Below are 12,696 nucleotides of genomic sequence, written 5' to 3'. Positions count from 1 at the left end.
GAGCCAGGCGATGCGAGGCGTTCCCGACATCGGCACAGCAGTCGTCCGGGTGCGGATCGACATCGCCGCTGCTGTCGGCAAGAAAGAATGGATGCAGTGAAACGCGCTCGATTGCGACGATCCCGGTGCGCTGCCGCACTGATCGGCGCGCTGCTGTTCGCGCTTGCGTCAGCCGGAGCGCACGCGGAACCCGGCACGGCAATGGCGCAGCAGCAGGCCGCCGTGATCAATGAGGCGATCGCGGCCGAGATCGCGGACGGCCATCTGGCCGGCGCGGTGGTCGTGACGGGCGACGCGGATGGCGTGCGGGTGCGCGTGGCGCGTGGTCTGCGCGTTACGGGCGGGCACGTCGAGGCGATGACGGCCGATACCGTCTTTGATCTCGCGTCACTGACGAAGCCAGTGGCGACCGCCGTCGCGATCATGCAGCTCGCGGAGCGCGGCATGCTGAGCCTCGACGCGCCAGCCGCACGCTACTGGCCCGCGTTTGGTACGCACGGCAAGGCCGGCGTCACGATTCGACAGTTGCTCGCCCATGTGTCGGGGCTGCCGGCCGGCGTGTCGTCTTCCCGCGCGCTGCGCAGCCGCGCTGCCGTGCTGGCCGACATCGTCGCGATGACGCCGGATGCCCCGGCCGGCACACGGGTGCGCTACAGCGATGTCAACTACGTGGCCCTGGGCGAGATCGTCGAGCGCGTGTCGCACCGGCCGCTCGACGTGTGGTGCGCTACACATCTGTTCGCGCCGCTCGGGATGGCGAGTACCGCGTTCCGGCCGCCGGCGCCGCTGCTTACGCGCGTGGCGCCCACCGTCGTGCGCGATGGCCGCCTGCCGAGGGGGCGCGTGCACGATCCCGTCGCGGCGGCGATGGGCGGCATTGCCGGCAATGCGGGCCTATTCTCGAGCGCGGATGATCTGGCGCTTTTCGCGCGCATGCTGCTGAACGACGGCGCGCTCGGGCCGACACGCGTGCTAGCGCGCCGCAGCGTCGCCGCACTCGAGACACCGGCCACGCTCGATGCGGACGGCGACCTGCACACGCCGGGCTGGGCGGTGGCGCCGCCGCTCGTTGCGAACCGCTACCGATTGCCGCCGCTCGGCGCGCTGCAGCACCTCGGCTACACAGGCACGGCCCTGTGGATCGATCCCGTGACGCGCCGCTTCGCGATCGTGCTGACGAGCCGGCTGTATCCCGACGAAACCGGCACGGCGATGCCACTGCGCGCGCTCGTGCTCGGCATCGTATCGAGCGGGACCGCGCCGGCGACGTCGTCGCGGATTGCGACGCACGTGCCCGAGATGGCCGCGGCTGTCGCGCGGGCGGCACGGCTGCCGGTATCGCACGGGCCGGTACTGGCCGGCATCGACGTGCTCGCGGCGAGCGGCTTCGCGGCCGTGGCGGGGAAGCACATCGCGCTCGTCACGAATCGCAGCGGGTTCGACCGGCTCGGTCGGCGCACGGTCGATCTGCTCGCACAGGCGCCGGACGTTCGGCTCGTCGCGCTGTTCGCACCCGAGCACGGGCTCGGCACCGACATCGACGAAACGTTCGGCGACACGATCGACGACGCGACCGGTCTGGTCGTTCACAGCCTCTACGGCGAACGGCGAAGGATCGCGCCCGCGCTGCTTGCCGATGCCGACGTGCTGGTGATCGACCTGCAGGACGCGGGCGTACGCTTCTTCACGTACCTGGCCACACTCGGTTACGCGCTCGAAGCCGCCGCCGCCGCGCATCGCCCGGTGCTCGTGCTCGATCGGCCGGACCCGCTGGGAGGCGACGTATTCGGCGGTCCCGTGGCCGATGCCGGGCCGGCGACGTTCACCGGCTATTACCCGTTGCCGCTGCAGCCCGGCATGACGCTCGGCGAACTGGCACGGCTGTTCAACGACCGCCTGCATATCGGCGCCGTGCTGACCGTGGTGCCGATGGCGAACTACACACGCGCGCTGCGCTTCGACGATACCGGGCTCGGCCGCGTGCCGCCATCGCCGAACCTGCGCGACGGCGCCGCGCTGTCGCTGTACCCGGAGACCGGGCTCATCGAGGGGGCGGCGATCAGTGTCGGGCGCGGCACGGCGACGCCGTTCAGCGTGGTGGGCGCACCGTGGATCGACGCGCGTCGCCTCGCGGACGATCTTCGCGCGATGCGGCTCGATGCAAAGTTCTCGCCGGTCAGATTCGTGCCGACGGAAGGACCGTACGGGGGCAGCGTGTGCGAAGGCGTGCGCATCGAACGGACGCCCGGCGCGGCGCGGCCGGGCAAGCTCGGGCTGGCGCTCGCACTGGCGCTGCGCCGGCGTTACCCGGCGCAGTTCCGCATCGACGCGATACGGGCATCGGTCGGCTCGCGCGAGGTGGCGGACATGCTGGACGCGGGGCGGCCGCTCGACGAGATCGAACGGGTGATCGATGCTCAGGATACGGCGTTCGCCGGCGAGCGGGCCGCGTTTCTGCTGTACTGAACGAATGTCGGACCGACGGCGGTCGTGACACCGATAGGCGCGCGGCGTCTGCGCAATATCGAACGCGCTGCCTGCAACGGTTCGGTGCAGGAGCTGTCCGCCGACACAAGGCCGAATGCGCCGGGCGCCGGGTTCGATTCAGAATGCGGCGACCTGCATTGGAAACACGAGCAGCATCAGCGTGAATTCGTGGCCGGCCTGCGGCAGTTGCGCGAAATGCCAGCCATGCCGGCTCACCCAATAGCCGATTCGGTCAACCTCATAGTTGGCCGATGAAACCGGGGCGGCCAGCTAGTCGGTCATCTACGTGTCCGAACAGACTGCACGGCGAGCAGCAACGGTCGGCCGATGCGGCCGGCGCGGCCGATCGGCACGGCGCGCATGCGGGGCTTCATTCCGCACCGTGCGGAGGATGGCTGCGCCGGAACGTCAACCGGCGTTCGGTGAGCAGCGCGCGCCAATCGAGCCTCATCAACGCGAACACGACGCCGAGCAACACCAGTTGCGTAACGACGAAGTACCCGCCGAGATAAGTGCCTTCGAATCCGGACTCCACGTCCAGCCGGGTCGACGCGAAGCGGCCGAGGTGCGCCCAGATCGCATAGGTCGTGGCGCGGCCGACGAAGAACGCCGCGGCGATGATCCTGAGCGGCAACCCGGAAAGGCCGTAAGCGATGAACAGATAGTTCGACGGAAGCGGGCTCAACGCATAGAAGAAGAACGCACCGGCGGTGAGCGTCCTGTGCTTGCGCAGCCAGTGCGTGGCGACGTCGATGTTCTCGCGATCCGCGTCCCGCATCCAGCGGGAGCGCACGAGCGACCTTGCGAAGATCGCCAGAATGACGCGGCCGGTCGTCGCCGCGCCAGCCGCCACGACGGCAAAGACCAGCGGATTGCCGTCGGGCAGGTTGAACCCGACCCACGACATCGCCATCCATGTCGGCGGGGCGAACGCCGGCATGAGATTCAGCAGGAGAATCAGCAGAAACAGTACAGCCAGCGTCAGCACGATATCGACTCCAGGGCTCCGGTGTCACGCTTCGATTGTGCTGACGAAAGGCGTCGAACGCCTGATTCATGTCAAGCAGCGCGCCATGCCGGCCGTTCGCGTGACGCGCTTCGCCGTGACGCAGGTCAACGGTCGAACCGCGGCGTTTCCTAGACTGATGCCACGCCGTCCGCAACCGCAATCGGAACCGGATGCGGCGAACCCGCCGTGCACGGCAATCGGAAGAATGGTCATGTCCCGAATTCCCTGGTCGATCGATCTCGCATTGCTGGTCCTGGCGGCCGTTACGCTCGCCGCAGGCGGTATATGCATGGCGTTCGGCCTGCCTTCGCTCGCGCGGGTCGTCTGGCTGCTGGGTACGGTGCCGGTCTTGCTCGCGTTGACGGTGTCCCTTGCAAGGGCAGTGGCGAAACGGCAGGCTGGCATCGACGTGCTCGCGTGGCTGGCGATCGGGCTCGCCATCGCGCTCGACGAGACGCTGACTGCCGCGGTCATCGCATTGATGCTGGCAAGCGGCCGGACCCTGGAGCGGTATGCGCAGGACCGAGCGCAACGCGAGATGACCGCGCTGCTCGGCCGTGCCCCCCGGCAGGCGACCCGGTTCGAGAACGGCGAATGGCGTTCCGTTGCGCCGGAAACCATCATTCCGGGTGACAGGCTGCTCGTGCGTAGCGGCGAATGCGCGCCGGTCGACGGCACGTTGACGGACGACGCGGAACTGGACGAGTCCATGCTGACGGGCGAGTCGTCCACCCAACGGCGACGTTCGGGGGAAAGCGTCTGCAGCGGCGTGGTCAACGCAGGCGCGCCATTCGACATGGTCGCCCGCACCACGGCAGGCGACAGCACGTTTGCAGGCATCGTCCGCATGGTCGAGCGCGCTCAACACGAGCGCGGTCCGTCCGTGCGTCTCGCGGATCGTTACGCCGCGTTCTTCGTGCTCGCCTCGCTGCTCGTCGCCGGGATCGCGTGGCTGCTGACCGGCGATGTCACGCGCGCGCTCGCCGTGCTCGTCGTCGCCACGCCTTGTCCATTGATCCTTGCCGTGCCGGTCGCCATCGTGTCCGGCCTGTCGCGTTGTTCGAAACGCGGCATCCTGGTCAAAGGCGGGGGCGCGCTCGAACGTCTCGCGCAAGCGACGATCCTGTTCTTCGACAAGACCGGGACGCTGACGGGCGGGCGCGCACGCATCGTTGCCATCGAATGCGGCACCGGCATCGGAACGGACGACGTGCTGCGTGTCGCGGCGTCGTTGGCCCAGGCCTCGGGCCACGTCATTTCGGATGCGCTGACGGTCGCGGCGCGAGAACGCGGGATCCACCTGTCGCCGCCGTCGGCCGTCATGGAAACGGCCGGCGAGGGCGTGACCGGCCGGGTCGACGACCGGACCGTCACGATCGGCAAGTTCGGGCACGTCCGCGCCTGCTCGGCGGTGGCACCCTGGAGCGAAGCCTTCCTGACGCGGGTCGGCAACGAGGGCGGGGCTGCCGTGTTCGTCGGCGTCGATGGCGTGATGGTCGGCGCGATCCAGCTGGCCGACCAGGTGCGACTCGAAACGCCGCGGGCGTTGCGGCTGCTCAGACGCGAGGGCGTCGAGCGCCTCGTCATGCTGACCGGCGACCGGCGCGACATTGCCCAGGCCGTTGGCGAACTGCTGGGCGTCACCGACGTGCGCGCCGAACAGACGCCCGCGGACAAGCTTGCCGCCATCCAGGCGGCGCGCAAGGAGGGCGTGACAATCATGGTCGGCGACGGCGTGAACGACGCGCCGGCGCTGGCGGCGGCCGACGTCGGCATCGCGATGGGTGCGCGGGGAGCGGCCGCGTCATCGGAAGCAGCCGACGTGGTATTGCTGGTGGATCGGCTTGATCGACTCGTGGATGCGATGCGCATCGCACGTCGATCGCGCCGGATCGCGCTGGAGAGCGTGTTGATCGGCATGTCGTTGTCGATCGTCGCGATGACGATCGCGGCGGCGGGATTCCTGGAGCCGATTGCCGGCGCGGTGATTCAGGAAGTCGTCGATGTCGTCGTCATCGTCAATGCGCTGCGCGTGTTGCTGGTGCGCCCGAGGCCGCCGGAAACCCGGCTGGCCGGTGTCGACATCGAGCAACTCAAGCGCGAGCACGCGGCGTTGTCACCGTTGCTGGACCGGATCAGGGATCTCGCGGATCGCTTGCCGCAGCTGGCCGGGGCCACTATCGCCAGCGAGCTTGTCGACGTCGTCGACTCGCTGGACCAACGGCTGCTGCCGCACGAGCGCGCCGACGATCGGGAAGTCTACGCGCGTCTTGCGCCGCTGCTCGGTGGCGAGGATCCCCTCGCAGCGATGAGCGGCGCACACCGGGAGATCTTCAAGATGGTCCGCTCGCTCAGGCAGACGGTCGCGGACCTGCCGCGCGACGGAACGAACACCTTGCAGGTTCAGGCGATACAACGCTTGTTGTACGGTCTGGAAGCGATCGTACGCCTGCATTGCGCGCAGGAGGAGGAGCTGTTCCACGCCGTGGGCGCGGATGCGTGACGAGCGTAGAGACGCGTCACGCATGCGGCGCGTTCACGAGCAGGAGCGGCGTTTTGGTGATGCGAGCAACGCGTCCGGCCACGCTCCCGACGAGCCAGCCGGTGACACCGCGCCGCCCGTGGGTGCCCATGACGAGCATATCCGCGTTCCATTCGACGGCGTCGTGCACGATCAGGTGAGCAACGTCAGCACCGCTCGGGTCCGTCTGAATCAGTTCCGACCGTGCTTGTCTTGCGCTGTCGCCGAGCAGGGCCGTGGCCTTTTGCAACGCACGATTGCCCTCGCTGATCAATGCGCTTTCCAGCGTCTCGACAGGGACGAAATCACCCAGCGATACGGGGCGATCGAGGACGTGTATCGCCCGGAATTCGGTGTCCGGTCGTGCGAACTTCAATCCCGTTCGCAATGCGTTGAGTGCGATCGGGCTGCCGTCGACGGCGAACAGCATCCGCCGCGGCAGGTGTTCGGCAACGGATGCGAAGCCTTCCGGAACGATGAGCAGCGGGCAGCCGACGAGCTTGCCGAGCGGGCCGGAAACCGTTCCTTCGACCCAGCCGAGCAGGCCATGATGCTGGCGTGCGCCGACGATCAGGAGATCGGCCTGCCAGGCTTGCGCACTGTCGGCCAGTGCATGCACGATATCACCGCCGTGGGCACCCAGATCGATGGCCTCCGTGTCGATGGCGAGGTCGTCGCGCTCTATCGCGGATTTGGCGCGCGACAGCGCATCGGATGCATCCCTGAGCAATTCGTCGCGCGCCGACTCGAGGAATGCCAGGGTTTTCGATCCGAGCGGGACGAGCGTTCTCGGATTTTCCGCAACGCTGACGATGTGCACCGCGGCATTCGCCGGAAGTAACGCCTTGGCATACGCGAGTGCATGAGCGGATGCGCTCGAACCGTCGACGGCGATCAATACTCGCCGCGGAGCGGGAACTGCCTGGAAGGGGGAAGTCGTTGTGCTCATGAATGCCTCCCGGTGGCAACGGGCGAACGTGCCTGCGGAAATTTTTCGCTCGCGCGGTTTTTCCGGTTTGACCTGCGTCAAGCACCGTCGTCGTCGCGATACCAGCACAAGGCGTACTTGCTTCGCCAGATTGAAGTAGTCAGGAACGGTCACGCGTAAATGCGCCGGTCATGACGGCCGTGGCGCACACACTGGGCGCCGATGAAGCGAAAGAAGTCTCGGAGTGGCTGGAGTCGCGGCAACCGTTCTCGACGTCTGACTCTCGTTACCGGGCCGATTCCGGGCTAGCTTGCCTCCCGGTCCGGGATCGCATCGACGATCATCGAGAACAGTTTTTCCAGATCGCCCTCGAGCCTTTCTTCTTCGAACGGATCGCGATTTGCTCCGAAGGCGGCGTCGATCTCGGCCCAGTTGTCCCTCGTCAACAGACGTTCGGCGGCCGGCAAGATCAGTGTCTCTTCCAGGCACCGATGGTCCGCATAAAACTCCGCATAATCGTCCATCAGTGCGCCCAGCGTGCGAAGTGCCGCGGCGCCTTTCAACTCGTACCGCGTCAGCGCATGCTCCAGATTTCGCAGCTTCATGTCGCCTCTTGCGTGCTGGGACTCCAGTTCGTCGAGAACGCTGTCGAACTCGTCGGTCCGATCCCGCAACGGCCTGAACAGGTAGAGATCCTCTTTGGGATGATGTATCTGCTGTGGGTATTCCCTGATGTAATAAAGCATTGCCCGAAACACGATGAGGCCCGGAACGGGCGCGCCGGCAACCAGCAGATGGACAAAGCGCCGCATGCCGTGGATCACGGTAGACAACTGGTCGTGTTCCCGGCGGATGACGGTGACAGCGCTACGCGGCCCGAGCAATGGCATTTCCAGCTCCACAGAGGAACGAACCGGCGGCTCACGTCCTCACTGCGACGGCGCTCACGAAAACCAGGATCGTCATCTCCATATTGATCGCGCGCCACGCGCGATCAAAGCGGGCGAATCCCACGGCGTTGACGAAGATCAACGAGCGATCTGGCACATTTGCCCGTCAGGCGTGCCGGTGTCGACAGGCTTTTTCGGCCGCCCGTACCGTGTGAAAACTGCTGCCCAGTCTCAGCCGATATCCTCCGCCTGAACCCGGCGGTGCCTTGCACGCGGGTTCCAGGGCAGGATGCGCGGAAGAACACTCTCCGTGCGCATCAGCCGATGCACCAGGGCGCCAAGCACGTGGAAGCCGATCAAGGCGGCGAGCCCGTATGCCGTCAGCGCATGCAATTCACCCAGCCACTGCGACGCGGCGCGGCTTTTCGGCACCAGTGTCGGCAATGAGAAGAGGCCAAAGCAACTGGCCGTATGCCCGGCTGCGTTCGTTTTCATCCAGCCGAGCACGGGGATGGCGAACATCAACACGTACAGCAGGCTGTGGACCGCCTGCTCGGCGAGGCGGGTGGCCGAGCCTGCCGGATTGATCGACGCGGGCAATCCGCGCCGCAGGCGGAATCGATTCGCGATGCGAACCAGCACGAGCCCGAGAACGATGATGCCGATCGACTTGTGCAGGCCGACGAGGTCCTCGTTGTCGTCCAGCAGCAAGCCGACGATCAGGTTGCCGATCAGCGCGGCGGCCAGCAGCCAGTGCAGCATGGATCATGAGGAAAGCGGCAGCGGCCTGGGACTGTCCATCGTCGCGCGCATCGTCGCCAAGCTGGGCGGGAGCTTTACGTACATCGACGGGTTGAACGGGACTGGGTTCGGCGTGCGCGCGACATTGCGGACGTGACCGGCGCGGCCGATTCCGGGGCCGCGCCTATTCTTCAAGCCAGATGCGTTCCGGGAGGCGAAGTTAACGCTGCCTTCAGCTTGGGCAAGCATGCGGCCGTTGCGGCAGAAGAGGGGCTCTCGAATGCCGGCGCTGTTCACTCGATCGTGAGGGCATAATTCGCTATCCGTAACGTCGTGATAGCGATTGCTATTGTCCCTGCATTCGCAATGGCAGCTCCCTGAGCGGGTTCAGTTCGATTCACGGGTAGAAGTTCGCGTGAAACGCGAATCTTGCGGGTCTTCCTCGGTATTGGCATTGCGTGGTTGATCACCCATTGCAACAAGCGGCATCGAACCACGTTGACTTGTTGGGACAGTCGCTTGCGCCGGACTGCTGCCACGAGTAGCGGCCGCCTGGACGCGCGGCACCTCAACGAGATCGCGCACCGTTTGCGCGACCGCTAGCCAAGATACGGGCTTACGGAAGAACGCGTCCCATAACCCTTCCTCAGCAGGAGCCTCCGCTGAGGACATCAACACGATCGGAATCGAACAGTGCACAGCATCAGCGCGTAGCGTCCGTGACTCGGCAGTGTCTTGATTTAGCGACCGATCACAAGCGCACACGGCAGGTGGAACATAAGCGGCCAGAGTAATGCATCGGATGATGCTATTCCCATGTACGGAGTCGCCCAGCCGGTCAATTCGGCAGGTATTTTTGTCTGAGATGGGCAAACGCGGTCTTTGCTTTAGGCGGCCTCGTACCGACCATGAGCGCCCGCTCCGATGTCCGATCGACGGCGCGGGGGCGCATAGTGGCCGACAGCCGCCCGCCGTGATCACCGACAACTGGCTGATCTGGTCGGACATCCACAGATCATTTCAATAACCGCGAAGGCGCCCTAGACAGTTACGGGCGCGAATTCGCCGTGGTGCCAACAGCTTGTCAATTCGTTCAAGCGCCTCAGTCGGCCGCCTTAAAAAGACTAGTGTCCGAATCACCTCGAACTCGCCTTGCACCCCAATTTCATCGGATGAAGAGGCTTCCATGTAGTCGACGAATTGCCGAATCTCGTTCAAGACGAACCCATTGTTGCGTCCGGCCGGACCGCTAATTGTCGTCCGAAGGCCCGCAAGGATCACGCGAAAGTCGTTAAGTCGTAGCTGAGTGTGCGGGTTCATGATGGTGCCCAAAGTTCTTACCGTTAGCCCGCCTGCACCACCCCCGCCAGGCATCTCAATGGGATTTCTATAGGAGCACGAACCGATCCCAGAGGGGTACGCCTTGGCGTGGACTCGAGAACAAGCCAGGGTTTACGGCTTTAGCACCGAACATGTTCGCGTCCGGCATGGGGGTTTCCAGCACTCGCCCCCGAAGTAACCAGGTTGGCCCCTGTGACGGCCAATGAGAAGATTGTCGGCCCGCGTACCTTTCCAGCGGACGGAGAGTCCAATGAGCAAAGAGCCGAACGAAGTCACCGATCTCAGATGCGTCGTGATCTCGCTAAGCGACGAGCTGGGAGTTGGCGCTGAGGATGTGATCAGTCTGGTGCATCGCCTCGATGCGTAGCAAATGGCACTGGAGGGCCTGTGCATCGCCGATCAGGATCGGCAGACTGCCTTACGTGCGGTTGAGACCCAGAGTGAGCGGCCTGCCCGGATACTGGCTACTGAGCCGCTCGCGCGCGAGCGGTACCTTGGTCGGTTCATGGAGCACCGGAATCCGCTATTGCACTTGGTCGACCAAGCGGCCCCCAACCGGGCTGAGCAAGCGCTACAGATTCAGCGCGCCTGTATCCCGTCTTGAGCCTGGAGATTGATGCTCGACCTCGGTTGTGCGGCAGATTCCACAGCGGTGTGCAATAACGCACTGAAGAGTCGCGCACATCGTGCAGCGCAAGTCCTCGGCCAGTTCGGTATCTAGACCCGCAGCCATGCGCGGGGCAACCCGCTCCTCCGGAGCCGCGACGTGGCGAGGGTTAGCCGCGCTTCAGTGACAAGAGAGGGGCAGTTACAAATTTGTGCACAAAGCGATTACAAAATGGTGCAACCAGACGGTCGCGCTTGGAAATAGGGAAGCCCGCCCATCGCATCTCAACATTATAGAAATAATGTCAAATCACTCGTGTCGCACGGTTGGATATTTAACGGTTTACGTTATATTATTTACGAAATTTCCGACCAAACCGCCATGTCCGACCTCGCCGCCGACGAATCCCGCCTGATCGCCGAAATCGATCGCCTGAAGGCCGATTTCCCGAAAACCCGCGAGCTCTATCGCGAGGTCTGCGCATTGATGTTCTTCCGCTTCGGCATCACGCCCACCGCGAACCGGCTGTACCAGCTTGTGCGCAAGGGCAGCATGAGCACGCCGACCGCGGTGCTCGGCGAGTTCTGGGCCGAGTTGCGGGAAAAGAGCCGCGTGCGCATCGAGCATCCGGACTTGCCGGCCGATTTGCAGGCCGCAGCGGGAGAGCTGGTCGCCGCGTTGTGGAGTCGATCGAGCACGGAAGCCGCCGCCGCACTCGATGCGTTGCGCGCCGAAGTCGAGGCCGAGCGGGCCGCGGCGAAGGTAGAGGTCGCCGCGTCACAAGCCGAGCTGTCCCGCACCGAAACCGCGCTGGAACAACGGACGAGCGCATTGCTGGCGGCCCAGGTGCGTATCCAGGAACTCGAACAGGCGAGGGCGGCCGACGAAGCATCGCGCCGCGCGCTGCTAGCGGAAGTCGAGCGACTGAAGGCGGACAACGCGGATGCCGATCGCGCGCTGGCCCAGGCGCGCGCCGATTTCACGTTGCAGCTCGACCGGCTGCGCGACGATGCGGGCCGTGCCGAGGAGCGCCTGCGTGCATCGGAGAAACGGGCGCTTCAGGAGATCGACCGCGAACGGCTCGCCGCCGCGCGGCTGCAAAAGGAACTCGATGCGGCAACGACGCGCGCCGAACAGCGCGATGCGCAGCATCGCAAGGATCTAGCGGCGCTGCAGACCCAACTCGCCGACACGCAGCATCGCTGTGGCATGCTCGAAGGCCAGCTCGACGGCGCGCGCGCAGCCAATGCCGCTTATCTCGGCGAACTCGATGCATTGCGTGCCGAACGTGCCGGCCGGGCCGACCGCGTATCGCGCGCGCCCGCGCGCAGGGCGCCTGGCCGACCGGCCGGCGGCAGCCTGCGTGCGGCGAAGCCGGTTGCCCGCAAGCGCGTGCCCAAGCCTGCGTGACATGGGCGCCACGGTGCGGCGACAACGCGTCCGCGACACTGCGCGATTGGGGTAAAGTGCCGCTCAACTCACCGGGTCGACGTTACTAGACGACCGGTCTAATCGTTGCTAAGATACGCCATCATGAATGCATCTTCAGGCGCCGAAGTCCGCCAGCACATCCTGAATATCGCGAAGCCGATCATGCTCCACAAGGGGTTTTCGGCGGTCGGTCTGAACGAGATTCTCGCTGCGGCGGGCATCCCGAAGGGCTCGTTCTACCATTACTTCGGCTCGAAGGAGGCGTTCGGCGAGGCGCTGCTCGAGTCGTATTTCGAAGGCTATCTCGAGCATCTCGACAACCTGCTCAAGCATCAGGCCGGCACGGGCGCGCAGCGCCTGATGACGTACTGGGGCAACTGGCTGCACACGCAGTGCGCCGACGATCCGGAAGGCAAGTGCCTCGCGGTGAAGCTCGGCGCGGAGGTGTCCGATTTGTCGGAGGCGATGCGCGCGGTCCTGCGGCGCGGCACCGGCCAGATCATCGAGCGGCTCGCGGGCGGCATCGAGGCCGGGCTGGCCGACGGTTCGCTGAGCGGTGTCGACGATCCCGCGCATGCAGCCGCGATCCTCTATGAGCTGTGGCTCGGCGCCACGCTTCTGGAGAAGATTCACCGCAACCGCAAGCCGCTCGAGCGCGCGATGCTCGAAACGCGGCGGATGCTCAACCTGCCGCCCGTCGAACCCGACGGCGCGCAGTCATAACCCTGGGCGCGCATTGGC

9 protein-coding genes are annotated in these 12,696 nt (G+C 65.5%); 5 read left to right on the top strand and 4 right to left on the bottom strand.

What is annotated here, in order from left to right; translation table 11 throughout:
- Positions 1-87 precede the first annotated feature (87 nt).
- Entirely contained in the window at positions 88-2,466 is a 2,379-nt protein-coding gene (locus tag C7H84_RS03695) for an exo-beta-N-acetylmuramidase NamZ domain-containing protein (RefSeq protein WP_121857468.1), read from the top strand.
- 391 nt (positions 2,467-2,857) lie between these two features.
- Here the strand turns inward: C7H84_RS03695 and C7H84_RS03690 are convergent, their stop codons facing one another.
- Entirely contained in the window at positions 2,858-3,475 is a 618-nt protein-coding gene (locus C7H84_RS03690) for a hypothetical protein (RefSeq protein ID WP_121857467.1), read from the bottom strand.
- Positions 3,476-3,707: 232 nt separating this feature from the next.
- Here C7H84_RS03690 and C7H84_RS03685 point away from each other — a divergent pair, with 232 nt between their 5' ends.
- Positions 3,708-5,999: a heavy metal translocating P-type ATPase gene (locus tag C7H84_RS03685; protein ID WP_121857898.1), complete on the top strand. Its 2,292-nt coding sequence runs from the start codon at positions 3,708-3,710 to the stop codon at positions 5,997-5,999.
- Between the two features lie 16 nt (positions 6,000-6,015).
- Here the strand turns inward: C7H84_RS03685 and C7H84_RS03680 are convergent, their stop codons facing one another.
- The 3 genes from C7H84_RS03680 to C7H84_RS03665 all read right to left on the bottom strand — a co-directional run bounded on the left by C7H84_RS03680 (position 6,016) and on the right by C7H84_RS03665 (position 8,597).
- On the bottom strand, positions 6,016-6,966 hold the full coding sequence (locus C7H84_RS03680; RefSeq protein WP_121857466.1) for a universal stress protein: 951 nt from the start codon (positions 6,964-6,966) through the stop codon (positions 6,016-6,018).
- Between the two features lie 284 nt (positions 6,967-7,250).
- On the bottom strand, positions 7,251-7,835 hold the full coding sequence (locus C7H84_RS03670) for a hemerythrin domain-containing protein (RefSeq protein ID WP_121857465.1): 585 nt from the start codon (positions 7,833-7,835) through the stop codon (positions 7,251-7,253).
- A 231-nt stretch (positions 7,836-8,066) separates the two neighbouring features.
- On the bottom strand, positions 8,067-8,597 hold the full coding sequence (locus C7H84_RS03665) for a cytochrome b/b6 domain-containing protein (RefSeq protein WP_121857464.1): 531 nt from the start codon (positions 8,595-8,597) through the stop codon (positions 8,067-8,069).
- Between C7H84_RS03665 and C7H84_RS36190 the strand changes: the two genes are divergently transcribed.
- The 3 genes from C7H84_RS36190 to C7H84_RS03650 all read left to right on the top strand — a co-directional run bounded on the left by C7H84_RS36190 (position 8,596) and on the right by C7H84_RS03650 (position 12,678).
- Positions 8,596-8,733 carry a hypothetical protein gene (locus C7H84_RS36190; protein ID WP_162999170.1) on the top strand — a complete coding sequence of 46 codons (138 nt, stop codon included), beginning with the start codon at positions 8,596-8,598 and terminating at the stop codon, positions 8,731-8,733. The two genes, C7H84_RS03665 and C7H84_RS36190, sit on opposite strands and share 2 nt — an antisense overlap.
- 2,172 nt (positions 8,734-10,905) lie before the next feature.
- Complete coding sequence (locus C7H84_RS03655) at positions 10,906-11,934, top strand: DNA-binding protein (protein ID WP_121857462.1); 1,029 nt, start codon at positions 10,906-10,908, stop codon at positions 11,932-11,934.
- 123 nt (positions 11,935-12,057) lie between these two features.
- Positions 12,058-12,678 (top strand): TetR/AcrR family transcriptional regulator, encoded by a 621-nt coding sequence (locus tag C7H84_RS03650; RefSeq protein WP_121857461.1) that lies wholly within the window; start codon positions 12,058-12,060, stop codon positions 12,676-12,678.
- Positions 12,679-12,696 lie beyond the last annotated feature (18 nt).

The sequence above is a fragment of the Burkholderia sp. Nafp2/4-1b genome (assembly GCF_003635165.1).
In the GTDB taxonomy this organism is placed as follows: Bacteria; Pseudomonadota; Gammaproteobacteria; order Burkholderiales; family Burkholderiaceae; genus Burkholderia.
Note: the sequence above shows the minus strand (reverse complement) of the source record. Positions and strands in the feature narration are given on the sequence as shown.